The sequence below is a fragment of the Mycolicibacterium sphagni genome (assembly GCF_002250655.1).
Classification (GTDB): Bacteria; Actinomycetota; Actinomycetes; order Mycobacteriales; family Mycobacteriaceae; genus Mycobacterium; species Mycobacterium sphagni.
Genome location: NZ_NOZR01000010.1, coordinates 17,179 through 34,658, shown reverse-complemented (window position 1 = coordinate 34,658; position 17,480 = coordinate 17,179). Strand labels below are relative to the sequence as shown.

General features: G+C 64.5%; 18 protein-coding genes. 9 read left to right on the top strand and 9 right to left on the bottom strand.

Annotated elements, in window-relative coordinates:
* Window positions 1-10: 10 nt before the first annotated feature.
* The 6 genes from gyrB to dnaA all read right to left on the bottom strand — a co-directional run bounded on the left by gyrB (window position 11) and on the right by dnaA (window position 8,095).
* Window positions 11-2,026, bottom strand: a complete 2,016-nt coding sequence (gene gyrB, locus CG716_RS13530) for a DNA topoisomerase (ATP-hydrolyzing) subunit B (protein WP_094480340.1) — start codon at window positions 2,024-2,026, stop codon at window positions 11-13.
* Between the two features lie 222 nt (window positions 2,027-2,248).
* Complete coding sequence (locus CG716_RS13525; RefSeq protein ID WP_094480338.1) at window positions 2,249-2,821, bottom strand: DUF721 family protein; 573 nt, start codon at window positions 2,819-2,821, stop codon at window positions 2,249-2,251.
* Complete coding sequence (gene recF / locus CG716_RS13520) at window positions 2,818-3,963, bottom strand: DNA replication/repair protein RecF (RefSeq protein WP_094480336.1); 1,146 nt, start codon at window positions 3,961-3,963, stop codon at window positions 2,818-2,820. The genes CG716_RS13525 and recF overlap by 4 nt, the downstream gene beginning before the upstream one ends.
* A gap of 9 nt (window positions 3,964-3,972) precedes the next feature.
* Entirely contained in the window at window positions 3,973-4,902 is a 930-nt protein-coding gene (gnd, locus tag CG716_RS13515) for a phosphogluconate dehydrogenase (NAD(+)-dependent, decarboxylating) (protein WP_272938276.1), read from the bottom strand.
* Window positions 4,895-6,082, bottom strand: a complete 1,188-nt coding sequence (gene dnaN, locus CG716_RS13510; protein ID WP_207760674.1) for a DNA polymerase III subunit beta — start codon at window positions 6,080-6,082, stop codon at window positions 4,895-4,897. Before dnaN ends, gnd begins: the two co-directional genes overlap by 8 nt.
* A 510-nt stretch (window positions 6,083-6,592) precedes the next feature.
* Entirely contained in the window at window positions 6,593-8,095 is a 1,503-nt protein-coding gene (gene dnaA / locus CG716_RS13505) for a chromosomal replication initiator protein DnaA (protein WP_094480330.1), read from the bottom strand.
* 583 nt (window positions 8,096-8,678) lie between these two features.
* Between dnaA and rpmH the strand changes: the two genes are divergently transcribed.
* The 9 genes from rpmH to CG716_RS13460 all read left to right on the top strand — a co-directional run bounded on the left by rpmH (window position 8,679) and on the right by CG716_RS13460 (window position 14,744).
* A complete protein-coding gene (gene rpmH / locus CG716_RS13500; protein ID WP_005142265.1) occupies window positions 8,679-8,822 on the top strand; it encodes a 50S ribosomal protein L34 in 144 nt (47 codons plus the stop codon).
* Between the two features lie 18 nt (window positions 8,823-8,840).
* Window positions 8,841-9,197, top strand: a complete 357-nt coding sequence (rnpA, locus tag CG716_RS13495) for a ribonuclease P protein component (RefSeq protein ID WP_094480328.1) — start codon at window positions 8,841-8,843, stop codon at window positions 9,195-9,197.
* A complete protein-coding gene (yidD, locus tag CG716_RS13490; RefSeq protein ID WP_094480326.1) occupies window positions 9,194-9,475 on the top strand; it encodes a membrane protein insertion efficiency factor YidD in 282 nt (93 codons plus the stop codon). The genes rnpA and yidD overlap by 4 nt, the downstream gene beginning before the upstream one ends.
* Complete coding sequence (gene yidC, locus CG716_RS13485) at window positions 9,468-10,544, top strand: membrane protein insertase YidC (RefSeq protein ID WP_094480324.1); 1,077 nt, start codon at window positions 9,468-9,470, stop codon at window positions 10,542-10,544. Before yidD ends, yidC begins: the two co-directional genes overlap by 8 nt.
* Before the next feature lie 36 nt (window positions 10,545-10,580).
* The gene (locus CG716_RS13480) at window positions 10,581-11,108 is read left to right on the top strand and encodes a Jag family protein (protein WP_094480323.1); all 528 of its coding nucleotides are present in this window, start codon (window positions 10,581-10,583) and stop codon (window positions 11,106-11,108) included.
* 44 nt (window positions 11,109-11,152) lie between these two features.
* Window positions 11,153-11,854, top strand: coding sequence for a 16S rRNA (guanine(527)-N(7))-methyltransferase RsmG (rsmG, locus tag CG716_RS13475; RefSeq protein WP_094480321.1), 702 nt, complete (start codon window positions 11,153-11,155; stop codon window positions 11,852-11,854).
* A complete protein-coding gene (locus tag CG716_RS13470; protein ID WP_094480319.1) occupies window positions 11,851-12,795 on the top strand; it encodes a ParA family protein in 945 nt (314 codons plus the stop codon). The genes rsmG and CG716_RS13470 overlap by 4 nt, the downstream gene beginning before the upstream one ends.
* 14 nt (window positions 12,796-12,809) lie before the next feature.
* Window positions 12,810-13,784: a ParB/RepB/Spo0J family partition protein gene (locus tag CG716_RS13465; protein ID WP_094480317.1), complete on the top strand. Its 975-nt coding sequence runs from the start codon at window positions 12,810-12,812 to the stop codon at window positions 13,782-13,784.
* Between the two features lie 228 nt (window positions 13,785-14,012).
* On the top strand, window positions 14,013-14,744 hold the full coding sequence (locus tag CG716_RS13460; RefSeq protein ID WP_094480315.1) for an acetyltransferase: 732 nt from the start codon (window positions 14,013-14,015) through the stop codon (window positions 14,742-14,744).
* On the opposite strand, the gene CG716_RS13455 is transcribed toward CG716_RS13460, so the two are convergent.
* The 3 genes from CG716_RS13455 to trxB form a co-directional block, all read right to left on the bottom strand.
* Window positions 14,745-15,992 carry an N-acetylmuramoyl-L-alanine amidase gene (locus tag CG716_RS13455; RefSeq protein ID WP_165774143.1) on the bottom strand — a complete coding sequence of 416 codons (1,248 nt, stop codon included), beginning with the start codon at window positions 15,990-15,992 and terminating at the stop codon, window positions 14,745-14,747.
* A gap of 147 nt (window positions 15,993-16,139) precedes the next feature.
* The gene (gene trxA / locus CG716_RS13450; protein WP_094480311.1) at window positions 16,140-16,472 is read right to left on the bottom strand and encodes a thioredoxin; all 333 of its coding nucleotides are present in this window, start codon (window positions 16,470-16,472) and stop codon (window positions 16,140-16,142) included.
* Window positions 16,469-17,440 carry a thioredoxin-disulfide reductase gene (gene trxB / locus CG716_RS13445; protein WP_094480309.1) on the bottom strand — a complete coding sequence of 324 codons (972 nt, stop codon included), beginning with the start codon at window positions 17,438-17,440 and terminating at the stop codon, window positions 16,469-16,471. Before trxB ends, trxA begins: the two co-directional genes overlap by 4 nt.
* Window positions 17,441-17,480 lie beyond the last annotated feature (40 nt).

The following is a 17,480-nucleotide window of genomic DNA, read 5'->3' as shown; positions in this document are numbered from 1 at the left end:
GTGGACTTCGCTAAACATCCAGGAAGCGAACGTCTTTGGCGTTACGCGTGATGAAGCTTCGACGGGCTTCGACGTCCTCGCCCATCAGAATGGAGAACAACTCGTCGGCCGCAGCGGCGTCATCGAGCGTGACCTGACGCAGCACCCGCACCGACGGATCCATGGTGGTCTCCCACAATTCCTTGGCGTCCATCTCGCCCAGACCCTTGTAGCGCTGGATACCGTCGTCGACGTTGATCCGCTTGCCGGCCGCCTTGCCCGCTTCGAGCAGACCGTCGCGCTCTCGGTCGGAATACGCGAATTCCGGCTCGGAGCGCTGCCACTTCAGCTTGTACAGCGGCGGCTGCGCCAGGAAGATGTGGCCGTTCTCCACCAGTGGCTTCATGAACCGGAACAACAGCGTCAGCAGCAACGTCGAAATGTGTTGTCCGTCAACGTCGGCGTCGGCCATCAGCACGATCTTGTGATAGCGCAGCTTGGACAGGTCGAATTCGTCGTGGATGCCGGTGCCCAGCGCGGTGATGATCGCCTGGACTTCAGTGTTTTTCAGCACGCGGTCGATACGGGCCTTCTCGACGTTGATGATCTTGCCGCGCAGCGGCAGGATCGCCTGGAACATCGAGTCGCGGCCGCTCTTCGCCGAACCGCCGGCCGAATCACCCTCCACCACATACAGTTCGGACTTGCTAGGGTCGGTCGAGCGGCAATCGGCCAGCTTGCCGGGCAAGCCGCCGATATCGGTGGCGCTCTTGCGGCGCACCAGTTCTCGAGCCTTGCGGGCGGCGATCCGGGCTTGCGCCGAGGACACCGCCTTGTTGACGACGGTCTTGGCTTCGGTCGGATTGGACTCGAACCAGTGCGTCAGCTGTTCGTTGCAGATCTTCTGCACGAACGACTTGACCTCGGTGTTGCCGAGCTTGGTCTTGGTCTGCCCCTCGAACTGCGGCTGCTGCACCTTCACCGAGATCACCGCGGCCAGGCCCTCGCGGATGTCGTCGCCGGTGAGGTTCGCATCCTTTTCCTTGAGCAGCTTCTTGTCCTTGGCGTACTTGTTGACCACCGTGGTCAGCGCGGCACGGAAACCCTCTTCGTGAGTACCGCCCTCGTGAGTGTTGATCGTGTTGGCGAACGTGTGGACCGACTCCGAGTAGCCGGCGTTCCACTGCATCGCGATCTCGACCTCGTGGCCCACGCCCTTGCCGTCGAAGTCGATAACGCTGGGCTGGATCGAGTTCTTGGTGCGGTTGATGTGCTTGACGAAATCGACCAGTCCGCCGGGGTATTGGAACACCCGGTGTTTCACCTTGTGCTGACCGGAAGCGGCCTCGGCGGCCTTCTCTACCGCGGACTTCGGTGCCTCGGCGGTGTCACTGACGACCTCGTCGACGACCTGCTCAGGGGTGACGCGTTCGTCGGTCAGCTCGATCGTGAGGCCTTTGTTGAGGAACGCCATTTCCTGCAGCCGGCGAGCGATGGTCTCGAAGTCATAGGTCGTGGTCTCGAAGATGTTCGGGTCGGCCCAGAACCTGATGGTGGTGCCGGTCTTGCGCGTCTTCTCACCCTGGCGAAGAGTGCCCGGCACCGAATGATCGTAGGTCTGGAACCACTCGTAGCCGTCGGTGCGGACGTCGGCCTCGAGGCGACTCGACAGCGCGTTGACCACCGAGACACCCACACCGTGCAGACCGCCGGACACCTGATAGGCGCCTTCTTCGAACTTGCCGCCGGCGTGCAGAACCGTCATGACCACGTCGATGGTCGGAATTCCGGTGGAATGCATCGCGACCGGGATACCGCGACCGTCGTCGGTGACCTCGACGCCGCCATCTTCGAGGATGCGCACCGAGACCTTGGTGGCGAACCCCGCCATCGCCTCGTCGACCGAGTTGTCGACGACTTCCCAGACGAGGTGGTGTAGCCCTCGCTCACCGGTGGATCCGATATACATACCCGGGCGCTTGCGGACCGCCTCCAGCCCTTCGAGGACTTTGATCGAGTCGGCACCGTACTGTTCTTTGGCAGCCACTAGCGGAACGCTCTCCTTGGGGTTCGCAAGCGCGCGATTCACGACCGCGCGCGATTCACGTTCGAGTCTACCGGTTAGTCCTCTTCGGACTGATGCTGCGGCGGCGTTTCTACACACCTAGTTGCGCCGTGCACGGAATTTCTCGGATTGGCATACGTCTCGACCCTTGGCACGGCAGGAGGCGAGCGTGTCGTGGCCGTCAGCCGACTGTGGTAGGGAGCTTTAGCCGTAGGTGTCGCGGGGCCCGCGCCCGGAGATATGCAGCGGTCCCTTTCGCCACGACGGAGCCACCGGGCCGGTGATCTTCAATGCCGTCACCACCCCGTCGCCGACCGCGGCGGCGATCTTGGCCAACAACTGTGCCTGCACCATCCGCAGCTGGGTGGCCCAGGCCGTCGACTCGGCCGCCACGCTCAGCACACCCTCGCGCAGCGCCGTCGGCTGGGCATGCCCAGCGATCTGTTCGCCGACAACAGTCGCCCACTGCGCGAACACCGCACCCTCGGCGACCTTCGGCGTCCAGCCACGCGACTTTGCCAGGTCGTTAGCCACGGTCCCGAGCGGCTGCGGGTCGCGCGCATCGGGCCCCGGCCCGGACCAGCGGCGGCGGCCATCCCGCTCGGCGCTGCGGCGTGCGCCGGGGGAACGGCGCCCGCGGCCAACCTCCTTGCCTTGGCTGCGGGCCGCACCGCGCGCCTCCTCCAGCGCGCGCCGCACCAGATCCATACCGGCCAGACCGGCGAGGTGCTCGGGGGGACTCACCACCTCGGCGGCATCGTCGTCGGGTTCTGTCACGTCGTCACCTCCGACATCCGGCCGCCGTCGCCGTCGCGCAGTGTGATCCCAATTCGGGTGGCGTCCCAGTCGGTCGGGATGTCCTCAGCGACGGCAGCGGTAATCAGCACCTGCTCGGCGTCGGCGGCGACGCCGGCCAGCGCCCGGCGGCGCGAGGTGTCCAACTCGGCGAACACGTCATCGAGGAGCAAGACCGGTTCGCTGCCTTCGGTGCGTAGCAACTCATACGAGGCCAGCCTCAAAGCCAATGCCATGGACCAGGATTCACCGTGACTGGCGAAGCCCTTGGCCAGCTGATCACCCAAGCGCAGCTCCAGATCATCTCGGTGCGGACCGACCAGACATACACCGCGTTCCAGTTCCGCCCCGCGCCGCGCCGCCAGTCCGGCAAGCAGCGCCGCCTCGAGGTACTCGACGTCCTGGCCGCCGTCTTCCACCTCGACGCTGCTGCGGTAACAGATCGCAGCCGGCCGCGACGCCGGCGCCAGTAATTGGTAGGCCTTCTCGACTTCCGGTGCCAGCAGATTCGTCAGTTCGATGCGAGCGGCCATCAGTTGCGCACCGTGCGCCGCGAGGTGGCCGTCCCACACATCGAGGGTTTCCAAGGCGCCGAGATCGCCCCGAAACCGTGCTCCCGCAGCCGATTTCAGCAACGCGGTGCGCTGTTTGAGGACCTTCTCGTAATCGGCGCGTATCGCAGCGACCCGCGGCCGTCGCACCGAAGCCAGTTCGTCGAGATACCTGCGCCGTTCGCCGGGATCACCCCGCACCAGCGCCAGATCCTCCGGTGCGAACAACACGGCGCGCACGGCCCCGAGAATTTCGCGGGTACTGCGCACCGGAGAACGGTTCAGCCGCGCCTTGTTGGCCCGGCCCGCGGCGATCTCCAGATCGACCGCAAGCTCTCGACCCTCGTTGACGACGATCGCCGACACCACGGCGCGCTCGGCTCCGGCGCGGATCAATGGGGCGTCGGTGGCGACCCGGTGTGACCCCAGAGTGGAGCAATACCACAGTGCCTCAACAAGATTGGTCTTGCCGAAACCATTCGGTCCGACGAAGACCGTCCGGCCCGGCGCTAACTCGATTTCGACGTGTTCCCACGACCGGAAATCGCGCAGCGCCAGGTGCCGGACGTACATCGAACCTCGTTAACCCGACACCGAGACCCGCTTGACCGCGTGTCCACCAAACTGGTTTCGTAGCGCCGAGACTGCTTTCATCGTCGGCGAATCTTCTTGTCGCGACGCGAATCGCGCGAACAGCGCAGCGGCGATCACCGGCATCGGAACCCGGTGCCGGATCGCCTCTTCGATGGTCCACCGGCCTTCGCCGGAATCCTCGGTGTAGCCCGAAATCGCGTCGAATGATGGATCTTCCTTCAGCGCCTTGGCCAGCAGCTGCTGCAACCACGACCGGACGACAGTGCCGTTGGTCCAGGCCTGGATGACGGCTTGGGTGTCCTTGATCAACGGCTCGGCCGCCAGTAGTTCGTAACCCTCGGCGTAAGCCATCATCAGCCCATATTCGATACCGTTGTGCACCATCTTGGCGTAGTGACCGGCACCAACCGGACCGGCATGGACGAAACCGTCGGCCAGATCACCGGGCGGGCGCAGCGTGTCGAAAATCGGCATGGCGCGGGCGACATCCTCGTCGCTGCCGCCGACCATCAGGCCATAACCCTCGGTCAGGCCCCAGATACCGCCGGAAACACCGGCGTCGACGAATGAAATGCCTTTTTCACCAAGCAGTTCCGCGTGTTTACCGTCTTCGGTGTACTTGGAGTTGCCGCCGTCGACGACGAGATCGCCGGGGTTGAGAACCTTGGCCAGCTCCGTGATCGTGTCATCGGTGATCGGACCGGACGGCACCATGACCCACACGACGCGGGGGGTAGCGAGTGCCTCGGCCAAACCTGCCAGGCTCGGCACATCTGTCACATCAGGTCTGGGGTCATATCCGATGACTTCATGACCGCCCTCGCGCAAGCGCTGGCGCATGTTGAAACCCATCTTGCCCAGGCCGACCAAACCCAACTGCATGTTGTGCCTCTCTACCTCAGGGGTCCGATCAACCAGGAAGACGGACCGGCATCAACAGGTATACGTAGTCGGTCTGAACGGCAGGGAACGGTCCGGTGCCTTCCACCTGTTCTTCACCATTCGCCGGCCGCAGCACCGCGGGACGACTGGGGGTGGTGAAACCGAACGTCACCCGATCCGAGTGCAGGGAGCCCAAACCGTCGGTCAAATAGGTGGGATTGAACGCGATGGTCAACGGCTCACCCGCGAATTCGACTGGCAAGTCTTCCTCGGCACGACCGACATCGTCGGCGCCGGCCGACAGATGCAGCACCCCGTCGCTGAACTCCATCCGCACTTGCGCGCCCCGGTCGGCGACCAGCGCCACGCGCTTGATCGCATCTGTGAGCTCACCCACCCCGATGGTCGCGATCGCGGTGTGTTCGGCCGGCAGCAGCTGACGGAATTTGGGGAATTCCGCGTCCAGCAGGCGGGTGGTGCTGCGCTTGCCGCCACTGCGAATACCCAGCAGACCTTCCTTACCCACCGCAGAGCCGGCACCCAGCGCCAAGTGAACTTCGGCACCAGACGTCCCTGCCTTGGCGGCCTCGGCCAATGTCTTGGCCGGTACCAGCACCGCGGCCTCCAAGCTGGGGGAGGATGTTGCCCACGTCAATTCGCGCACGGCGAGCCGGAACCGGTCGGTGGCCGCCAAAACGACTGTCTCACCGGAAATCTCCACTCGGATACCGGTCAGCATCGGCAGGGTGTCGTCGCGGCCCGCCGCAACCGCGACCTGGCCGATCGCCTCGCCGAAGAGGTCCGCCGAGACGACACCGGTTTCCTCGGGCAGGCTCGGCAGTGCCGGATAGTCTTCCACCGCCATGGTCGGCAGCGAGAATCGAGCACTGCCGCACGTCAGCAACACCCGGGTGCCTTCGACGGAGACGTCAACAGGCTTGGCGGGTAACGCTCGAGTGATGTCGGACAACAACCGGCCTGAGACCAAAGCGCTTCCGGTAGAAGCTATTTCGGCTGGAACTCGCACCTCGGCGGAGACTTCGTAGTCGAAGCCGGAGATGGTCAGGCCCTCATCGGTGCCGGTGAGCAACACTCCGGCCAGCACTGGGACCGTCGGGCGGCTCGGAAGATTGCGCGCAACCCAGGCCACCGCATCGGCGAAGTCCTCCCGCACCAGGCGGAACTTCAAGTCGGAGCCAACCGTCGTAGTTGCCACGTGCACACAGTCCCTTCATCACCCAATAACCCCGACCAGCACTCACCGCATGCTGAAGCACCGGCGAGCGTGATCTGTGAGCGACAGCCGCAGAACGGCAGTCAGAAGAACAACCGTAGAGCGTCGGACGCCATCTTGAAAGCTAATCGATCGGGGTGACAAGAGCACCGTCAGACCATGCCGGAGAGCCTGTGAACCGGTTGCTCCCCAGACCTATCTTCAAAGAAGAAATTGAAGGATAGATAACGGCAGTAGTAATAGGGCCTGTGCAACCTGTGGACCGAATAGCCGATGTCCTGCTCGCAAGCGGTGAGGCGATGTGGATGGGTTGTGTATGACGGTGGACGAATGACAGGACTGGTGTGCACAGGCGCGGGTTGTTCATTGTCATTCGGGTGCCGTGGCCTAGTTGTGAGCTGTTATCCACAGCGATGTACACAAGCTCAGAGTGTGACCGGTGTTACGACAGTGACCAAAGTTTTTGGCCGAATGACAGGAGATTTGGGATTTTCAGCGCTTGGAACGCTGACGAATCCGTGTGGTGAGTTCCTTGACGTGATCGAAGACCTCACGCCGATGCGCCATTTCACCGCGAATCTTCTTCTCCGCGTACATGACTGTGGTGTGGTCGCGGCCGAACGCCTGCCCGATCTTTGGCAACGACAGGTCGGTGAGCTCACGGCAGAGATACATGGCGATCTGGCGGGATTGAGCCAGCGCCCTGGTCTTGCCGGGCCCGCGCAATTCCTCGACGCTGGTGTCGAAGTACTCGGCGGTGGCCGCCATGATCGCTGCGGTACTGATCTGCATGGTGCCGGCATCGGCGATGAGATCCCGCAGCACGATCTCGGCGAGCGCCTTGTCGATCGGCGTCTTGTTCAGCGAGGCGAATGCCGTGACACGGATCAGTGCGCCCTCGAGCTCACGGATGTTGCGCTCGATGCTGCTGGCGATCAGCTCCAGAACGTCGTCGGGCACGTCGAGGCGTTCCATCTGTGCCTTTTTGCGCAAGATGGCGATGCGGGTTTCCAACTCCGGCGGCTGAACGTCGGTGATCAGTCCCCACTCGAACCTGGTCCGCAACCGATCCTCGAGGGTGGCCAGCTGTTTCGGCGGCCGGTCGGAGGAGATGACGATCTGCTTGTTGGCGTTGTGCAACGTGTTGAAGGTATGGAAGAACTCCTCCTGGATACCTTCCTTGCCCTCGATGAACTGGATGTCGTCGACCAGCAACACGTCGATATCGCGATAACTGCGCTTGAACGCGACCTTGCGGTCGTCGCGCAGTGAGTTGATGAAGTCGTTGGTGAACTCTTCGGTCGAGACGTACTTGACCCGCATCCCGGGGAACAGACGCTGCGCGTAATTGCCGGCGGCGTGCAACAGGTGCGTCTTACCCAGACCGGATTCACCCCAGATGAACAACGGGTTGTACGCGCGGGCGGGTGCCTCGGCGATGGCTAGGGCAGCCGCGTGGGCGAACCGGTTGGAGGCGCCGATGACGAACGTGTCGAAGGTGTAGCGGCGGTTGAGACTTGTGCCGGGCGACTCGGCGGACGGATTGCTGCGCGGGCGCTCGATGAAGTAACTGGGCCAGGTTTCGTGAGCACTGGCCAATGCCTCGCGGTCCTCGTCAACCTCATCGAGGTCGAGGTCGATCGTGGACGGCTCGGGGACGGCGGTGTCCTCATCCTTTTCCAGCTCGGGCGGCGCGATCCGCACGCCGAGTTCGACTCGCTGCCCGAGCCTGCGGCTGAGTGCGTCGACGATCTGGGTTCGCAGATGCCGTTCGATCTCGTTCTGGACGAAGCTGCTCGGAACGGACAGCAGGGCGAAACCCTCGGCGATGGTGAGCGGTTGGACCAGCTTGAGCCAGGCCCGTTGTTGCGGAGTCAGCGGCGCATCGCCGCCCGTGCCGTTACCGAGGCGCGAGTCCGCCGTTCCGTCGCCGTTGAGCTCGGCGACGACCGAGCTCCACACTGTTGCGAACGCTGAACCGGGATCTTCGGTCAACGACAGATCCCCCTGGTCAGAAAGTCGGGCAGGAAACAAATTGAGACGACGGCGAATTTGTCCACATAGTTATCCACAGGTGTGGACAGGACAGTCGTCCTCGTCTCGCAGCATATCGGCGCGGGGTCTCGAGCTGGCAGGTAATCCGAGCATCGGTGTCGTCTGGACTGTCCGCCGGCCTCTGCCCCCGCTTCGTGATTGGCGTACCGCTTCATGCTCAACGGCTTTGGCAGAAGCTAACAGTTTTCGGCCCGGGTGCCAACATTTCTGCAACATTCAGATCACGGCGGTATAAAGGCGCGCGGGCTGGTGGTGACGGTTGTGACGGCAGTGCCCTGGTCGTGCCTTACCCTGCGGGATCAGTGCGGTGACGGACGGCACGACAAGGCGGTTTGACCAGGCGAAGTGACGTCAGTACCCTCGAACAGTCGCCCGAACGTTGGCGATACGGCTGCGACCGGTTTCCGGGACAGCGCCGGTTACGAGCGAGACCAGAGCTTACCAACGGCAGTCGCGTTCGTCCGGGTACATACAAGCGTGTGTATACCGGACAGCGACTGCCATACGACGAGGAGATATAGCCGTGGCCAAGGGCAAGCGGACCTTCCAGCCGAACAACCGGCGCCGGGCGCGAGTCCACGGCTTCCGTCTGCGTATGCGCACCCGTGCCGGGCGCGCCATCGTGACGGGCCGGCGCCGCAAGGGTCGTCGTTCACTGACTGCCTGATCCACGAGATCACGCGGCGTGCTCCCGGCTCAGTTCCGGATGACACGGTCTGCGGAGTTCGGCGCCACCATCAAGCACGGTGTGCGAGCGGCGCAGCCGGACATCGTCGTGCACGCACGACGTGAGACCGAGACCGCTGGGGGACCACGGATCGGTCTGGTGGTCGCGAAGTCCGTCGGCAATGCGGTGCAGCGGCATCAGGTGTCGCGCCGGCTCCGCCATGTCGCCCAGACGGTTCTCCCCGACCTCCCCGCCGACGAACGCATCGTGATCCGTGCGCTGCCAACGAGCCGGTACGCGGTCTCGTCCCGGCTCGAGCAGCAGCTGCGAGCCGGCCTTCGGCGGACCCACGATCTGATGGAGAAGACGCGGTGACCCACCTTCCGGTCCGGGTGCTGATCTTCCTCGTCGAGTTGTACCGCCACACCATCTCACCGCTGCGACTGCCGACATGCCGATTCACGCCGACATGCAGTCAGTACGCCGTGGATGCGCTGACCGAATACGGCTTGATCCGGGGGAGTTGGCTGACCCTGATCCGGCTGGGGAAGTGCGGACCGTGGCATCGGGGAGGATGGGATCCAATACCCGAGCGGCGCCCACCGGCGCCCGGGTCCCGTCTCGAATATGACAACAGGAGCACGCATGTTTAATTGGTTCAGCCTGGACGTCATCTATTACCCGGTGTCCGGCATCATGTGGCTCTGGTACAAGCTGTTCGGCGCGATCCTGGGCCCCACCAACTTCTTCGCCTGGGGACTGTCGGTGATGTTCCTGGTGTTCAGCCTCCGCGCGCTGCTCTACAAGCCGTTCGTCCGCCAGATCCGCACCACCCGGCAGATGCAGGAGCTGCAGCCACAGATCAAGGCGCTGCAGAAGAAGTACGGCAAGGACCGCCAGCGGATGGCGCTGGAGATGCAGAAGCTGCAGCGCGAACACGGGTTCAACCCGATCCTGGGCTGCCTGCCGATGTTGGCGCAGATCCCGGTGTTCATCGGTCTGTATCACGTGCTGCGTTCGTTTAACCGGACCACTGGCGGCTGGGGTCAGCCGCACCTGACCGTCGCCGAGAACCGGGCCACCGGCAACTACATCTTCAGCCCCGACGACGTCGCGCACTTCCTGGACGCGAACTTGTTCGGGGCCCCTATCGGTTCCTTCATGACCCAGCACACGGGTCTGGATGCGTTCACCGAATTCAGCCGGGCCGCCGTCATCGGTGTCTCGCTGCCGCTGATGCTGCTGGCCGGCATCGCCACGTACTTCAACAGCCGGGCCTCGGTCGCGCGGCAGAGTCCTGAGGCGGCGGCCAACCCGCAGACCGCGATGATGAACAAGCTCGCGCTCTACGTCTTCCCGCTCGGTGTGGTGGTCGGTGGACCGTTCCTGCCGATCGCGATCATCATCTACTGGGTGTCCAACAACATCTGGACCTTCGGTCAGCAGCACTACGTGTTCGGCAGGATCGAAAAAGAAGAAGAAGCGAAGAAGGAAGAGGCACTAGCTCGCCGCGCGGCCAACGCACCGGCGCCGGGTGTTAAGCCGACCAAGCCGAAGAAGCCCGCACCGGCGGCCACCAACGGATCCGCCGTCGAGCCCGCCGCCGATACCGACGATGTTGCCGAGGCCGACACTGCGGCTGCGCCGGAGAAACCGACCGGCGACGGAGCGACCGGCTCCACACCGCGCCCAGGTGCGCGTCCCAAAAAACGTAAGCGTTGAGCCCGGAGATCGCTCCGGTAGAAGAGGGAGAGACATATGACGGATGCCGAAATCACGGACGCGACCGAATCCGACGTCGCGGTGGTGAAGGGTGAGGATCTGGAAGAGCGCCTCGTCGCCGAGGGAGAGATTGCGGGCGACTATTTGGAGGAGCTGCTCGACCTGCTGGACTTTGACGGCGATATCGATCTCGATGTCGAAGGCAACCGCGCGATCGTGAGCATCGACGGCGGCGAAGACCTGGCGAAGCTGGTCGGCCGGAAGGGCGAAGTTCTCGACGCGCTGCAGGAGCTGACTCGACTGGCCGTGCACCAGAAGACCGGGGAGCGCAGCCGGCTGATGCTGGACATCGCGAACTGGCGCCGCCGCCGCCGCGAGGAACTCAGCGCGTTGGGCGATAAGGTGGCCCGCCGCGTGCTCGAGACCGGTGAGCGTGAAGAGTTGGCACCGATGACACCGTTCGAGCGCAAGATCGTGCACGACGCCGTGGCGGGTGTCGACGGTGTACACAGCGAGAGCGAGGGCGTGGAGCCTTCGCGCCGCGTCGTCGTTTTAAAGGACTGAGAGTTACATCGGTGTAGTTCGGTAGTCGCCGAGATGACCGGAGGATGTTTCACGTGAAACATGGCGTTGCGCCCCCGCCTCCGACGGCTGCCGAAATCGTCTTCGGCGACCGCGTTGGGCTCGCCCAGCGCTACGCCGACCTCCTCGCCGGACCCGGGGTCGAACGCGGACTGATCGGTCCTCGTGAGGTCGACCGGCTATGGGAACGGCACATCCTCAACAGTGCGGCCGTGGCTGAACTCGTCGAGCAGGATGCCCGGGTGCTGGACATCGGCAGCGGGGCGGGCCTGCCGGGCCTGCCGATCGCGATCGTGCGCCCCGATGTCCGCGTCGCTTTGATCGAGCCCATGCTGCGGCGTACCGAGTTCCTCGAAGAGACCGTTGCCGCGTTGGGTCTACCCATCGAGATCATCCGCGGCCGGGCCGAAGAACCCGCCGTCCGGACTCGCGCCGGGGGCGCTGATGTCGTGGTCTCCCGCGCGGTTGCTTCCCTGGACAAGTTGACCCGGTGGAGCCTCCCGCTGCTGCGACCGGGCGGACGGATGCTCGCGATGAAGGGCGAGCGGGCCGAGGAAGAAGTGGTCGAGGGCCGGCGCGGAATGGCGTCGTTAGGCGCAACCGATGTCCGGGTGGTGAGATGTGGCGAGAGCTATTCGAGTCCTCCCGTCACCGTGGTGATCGCGGTGCGAGGGGAGCGAGCGGGGGGCGCGAAGCGTCCAACGCGAACCTCCGAGAGAAGAGGATGATGACTGTCCCACCCAACCCCGATCTATCGGGGACGGCCGCCGGCGATGTTTCACGTGAAACATGGAACCCGCCCGAGAACTTCGAGACGCCAATCGGTGCCGCTGCGGAACGCGCGATGAAGGTTCTGCATACGGTTGCCGGCCAGCTGCCGCGGCCTCGGCACTGCCGGGTCTTCACTGTCGCCAACCAGAAGGGTGGCGTGGGGAAGACGACGACGGCGGTCAACATGGCTGCCGCGCTTGCCGTCCAAGGACTGAAGACTCTGGTGATCGACCTCGATCCACAAGGCAATGCCAGCACTGCGCTGGGGATTTCCGAGCGCCGTTCGGGCACACCGTCGTCGTACGAAGTACTGCTGGGGGAGCTCTCGCTGCAGGACGCGATTCAGCAGAGCCCGCACAGCACGCGGCTGTTCTGCGTGCCTGCGACGATCGACCTGGCCGGCGCGGAGATCGAACTCGTCAGCATGGTGGCGCGGGAGAACCGCTTGCGCACCGCGTTGGCCGCGCTCGACGGCTCGGACTTCGACTACGTCTTCATCGATTGCCCGCCGTCGCTCGGACTGCTCACCATCAACGCGCTCGTCGCCGCACCCGAGGTGTTGATCCCGATCCAATGCGAGTACTACGCCCTCGAGGGCGTCTCGCAGCTGATGAACAACATCGAGATGGTCCGGGCCCACCTCAACCCGCAACTGTCCGTCTCGACTGTCATCCTCACGATGTACGACGGCCGCACCAAGCTGGCCGACCAGGTCGCAAACGAGGTCCGCCGCTACTTCGGCGACAAGGTGCTCCGGACCGTGATTCCACGGAGCGTCAAAGTATCCGAGGCGCCGGGCTACAGCATGACGATCATCGATTACGATCCGGGCTCACGTGGTGCGATGAGCTATCTCGACGCGAGTAAAGAACTCGCACAACGCGCTACCCCGGCATAAGTGGAGGCATAGTAATGACCCAGCCGTCGTCGAGGAAAAAGGGCGGTCTTGGCCGCGGTCTCGCCTCGCTGATTCCAACCGGACCCGCTGACGGTGGCCCGCGCCTTGGGGATGCGGCAGCCGATGTGGTGATCGGTGGCGGGCCTCCGCTGGCCGTCGACACTGTCGGGGCGGTCTACCGCGAGATCGATCCCACGGCCATTGAGCCCAACCCGCGCCAGCCGCGCCAGGTCTTCGACGAGGAAGCTCTCGCCGAACTGGTGCACTCCATCCGCGAGTTCGGTCTCATGCAGCCGATCGTGGTGCGGGAGGTCGCGGACCCCGCCCCCGGAGCGCCCGTCCGCTACCAACTCGTGATGGGGGAGCGGCGATGGCGCGCGGCCCAGGAAGCCGGGCTGGCGACCATCCCGGCGATCGTGCGGGAGACCGCCGAAGACAACCTGCTGCGCGACGCACTACTCGAGAACATCCACCGCGTTCAGCTCAACCCATTGGAAGAGGCGGCGGCCTACCAGCAATTGCTCGAGGAGTTCGACGTCACCCACGAAGAACTTGCCACCCGCATCGGCCGGTCGCGTCCGGTCATCACCAACATGATCCGCTTGCTACGGTTGCCGATCGCCGTCCAGCGGCGGGTGGCGGCCGGCGTGCTCTCGGCCGGGCACGCGCGCGCGTTGCTCTCCCTCGAAGCCGGCCCGGAGGCTCAGGAAGAGCTCGCCGCTCGCATCATCGCCGAGGGCTTGTCGGTGCGGGCTACCGAGGAGGCCGTCACTCTCGCCAACCGGTCAGAGACCAAGACGCCTACCGCGCCCCGGCGCAAGCCCATCCAGATGCCCGGCCTCCAAGAGGTCGCCGAACGGCTGTCGAGCACCTTCGACACCCGGGTGACGGTGAGCCTCGGGAAGCGCAAGGGCAAGATCGTCGTCGAGTTCGGCTCGGTCGACGATTTGCAGCGCATCGTGGACATGATGAACCGGTCTGGAGGCTGAAAATCCAGGTAACGCCATACCGGCTAATTCCGTCACAGTGACGCCAATGTCGGACAGCGTTCGCTGCCGACCCCGTCGAGCGAGGAATCGCGCAGTGCGCCAACCGTTTTCGAGTCGATCGCGTCACGCTGGTAGTTGCCCAACGCCCACTGGCACGTTCGGCGCCTGCTCTCCTATCCTGAAGGTGCTGTTGTGCGCATTTACGCCGCGTGAAAGCCGGGGAGGCTAGTGTCCGTTCGCATCATGCCGCTGCGGCTCGAAGCGTTCGAGCAATTACCCAAGCACGCCCGCCGATGTGTGTTCTGGGAAGTCGACCCTGCGACGCTTGGTGGTGGTGAGTACCTGCCCGACCCCGAGTTCGAGAAGGAAGCGTGGCTGTCGATGGTCATGCTCGAGTGGGGCTCCTGCGGTCAGATCGCCACCACGGTGGCAACCGAGGGAGCGGAGTCCGATGACGAGCAGCCGTGCCTCGGCTACGTGTTGTACGCGCCGCCGCGTGCGGTACCGCGGGCGCACCGCTTCCCGACCGGACCGGTCAGCGCGGACGCCGTCTTGCTGACATCGATGGGTATCGAGCCCGGGCAGACCGAGGGGCTGATGCAGTCCTTGATCAGCCAGGTGGTCAACGAGCTCGTTCGACGTGGCGTGCGCGCGTTGGAGGCGTTCGGACGCACCGAAGACGCCACCGATCTTCTCGACCCCGACGCCGTCGACCCGGATCTGCGTCCGGCCGTCGAAGTGCTGGGGGACTGCTCCTTCGAGCAGTGCATGATCGGGGCAGACTTTCTCCTCGACGCGGGGTTCACCGTCGTCGCCCCGCATCGGTACTTCCCGCGGCTGCGGCTGGAGCTCGACAAGGGGCTGGGCTGGAAGGCCGAAGTCGAGGCGGCGTTGGAGCGGCTGCTGCAACGCGCACAACTCGAGCAGCCGGTGGGAGCCGGCGCGGAGATTCGCGGCTAGCTAGAGTACGGGCCGGGCCTGTTCGACCGACAGCTCGTGGGCGAGTAGCTCGGCGAACGTGAAAGTTCCTGTCGGCCGGTCGTTCTTGCCCAGCAGATAGAGCCGCTTGACCGCGGCCAGAATGCCTTCGGCGATCGAGTCGCGAGCCTGGTTGGTCACCAGCATCGAGCGGTCCCGCGGGTTCGTGATGTAGCCGACGTCGACCTGGACAGTGGGCATGCGGGTCAGCCGCAGCAGATCCCAGGTGCGTCCGTGTGTCCGGCAATCACGTAATCCGGTGCGCGCCACAACTTCTCGCTGTATGAAGTCGGCCAGGTTGCGGCCGATGGTCGACACCGAACCGTGAGAGCTACCGAAGTAGAACGACGCGACACCGTTGGCCGATGGACTCGGCTGAGTTTCGCAGCGCAGGCTGATCATCAGGTCGGCGCCGACGGTGTTGGCGGTCGCGGCACGCTCGGCGTCCAGCGGACTGCGACTGGCCGGCCGGGACAGGAACGTCTCCATGCCGATCGCCGTCATCCGGCCTTCCAACCGACTTGCCAAGTCCCACAAGATATCTGCCTCACTGATCGGCCCGTCCGGGCCGTGAGTGATCAGACCGTGGTCGTTGCCGCCGCGGCCCGGGTCGATGATGATCCGCTTGCCCGACAGCCGCGGCCCCGAGCGGCGGACCAGTTCCTCTTCCCGGATGGCGTGCAGCGAGCCGCCGGTGACGCGTGAACCCAGAAAGTACAAGGAGCGCAACGTTTCTGGACCGCAGATGCCGTCGGCGGACATGCCGTACTCGCGCTGGTAGGACATCAGCGCGTTGTGGGTCTGCAACCCGAAATAGCCGTCCACCAACGCGGTGTAGAAACCGAGTTCCTGCAGCTTGGACTGCAGCGTGGCGACGTCGTCGCCGTACATCGGGGCACCGAACTGGTGGACCAGGGTGCGCGCCCCGAGCCGGTAGGAGGCTTCCTTGAGGGCGCGGTAGGTGGCCTCGCCGACGATCCCGTCCACGATCAGACCGCGGCGCTGCTGAAACGCGCGCACGGCATGGTCGAGATCGTCGTCGAACGCCTCGGCCACCACATGTTTCCCGGTGGTGAGGTTCTCGTCGGGGTTGTCGACCAAACCCAGCGCAGCCAACGCCGCGCGGATTTCCACGACGGCGCTGCTGCGGTCACCACGGCGCAACACATCATCGCGGCCGCTCCGGTGCCAGGAGGCGTCGCCCCCAGCACCGTGGCGAAGACTCGACATACAGGGCCCTTCGGTCACCGTTGTCAGCTGGCTATTTCAAGCACTGACCATTCACACAGGCTAGGGAGCATTGTCTCAGAAGCCCGCCATATTTCGGAAAACGGCAGGCGAAGCCGTCAGTAACGGAATCGTCTCGGTCCAGAAGTTCTAGACGATGTCGGCGATCTCGCGCAGCAGGGCAGCCTTACCCTTCGCGCCGACGATCCGCTTCACCGGCTGACCATCCTTGAACAGAATCAGCGTCGGAATCGAGACAACCTGGAAGTCGCGAGCGGTCGCCGGATTGGCGTCGACATCGAGCTTGACGACCTTCAGCGAACCGGCCTTCTCAGTGGCGATCTCCTCAAGAACCGGCGCGACCATGCGGCATGGGCCGCACCAGGTGGCCCAAAAGTCAACGAGGACAGGGGTATTGCTGGACAGGACATCTTCCTTGAAGGAATCGTCGGAAACAGCTACGGTCGCGCCGCCCTCGCTCATTGGTGTGCTCCAATCATCTCGGTGTGTGCAGTGTCGTCGGCATCGGCCAGCCAGCGTTCGGCGTCGATCGCGGCCGAACAGCCCATTCCCGCAGCAGTGATGGCCTGCCGGTAGGTGTGGTCCACCAGGTCGCCGGCGGCGAACACGCCGTCAACCGAGGTGGCGGTGGTGTGATCGCGGACCAGCACGTAGCCCTCCGGGTCGAGGTCAACAGTGCCGCGCACCAGCTCCGAGCGGGGGTCGTGGCCGATGGCGACGAACACGCCCGTCACCGGAAGGATGGACTCCTCACCGGTGATCACGTTGTGAACACGCAGGCCGGTCACGGTGGTGTCACCTTCGACGGCGTCGACGGCGGTGTTGGTCAGGAAGGTGATCTTCTCGTTCTCGCGGGCGCGCTCGAGCATGATCTTGGAGGCCCGGAACTCGTCGCGGCGGTGCACCAGGGTGACACTGCGCGCGAAGCGGGTGAGAAATGTGGCCTCTTCCATCGCGGAGTCGCCACCGCCGATGACGGCGATGTCCTGCTCCTTGAAGAAGAACCCGTCACAGGTCGCGCACGCGCTGACGCCGCGGCCGAGCAGTTCCTGCTCACCGGGGACTCCCAGGTAGCGGGCCGCGGCGCCCATCGCGAGGATGACCGAACGTGCGAGATGGGTCTCGCCGTCGCCGGTCACGACCTTCTTGACCGGGCCGTCCAGGTCGACCGACTCGACGTCTTCCATCCGCAGGTCGGCACCGAAGTGCAGGGCCTGCTCGCGCATCTCGTCCATCAACTCGGGTCCGGTGATGCCGGAGCGGAAGCCGGGGAAGTTCTCCACCTCGGTGGTGGTCATCAGTGCGCCGCCGAAGGAAGTGCCTTCGAAAACCAGGGGCTTCAGCTGCGCGCGGGCAGTGTAAATCGCCGCGGTGTAGCCGGCGGGCCCTGATCCGATGACGATCACGTCATGAACATCGTTGGCGCTCATACCAGCCTTTCTGCCGGATCCCGGTCTGCAGGCGAGGAGC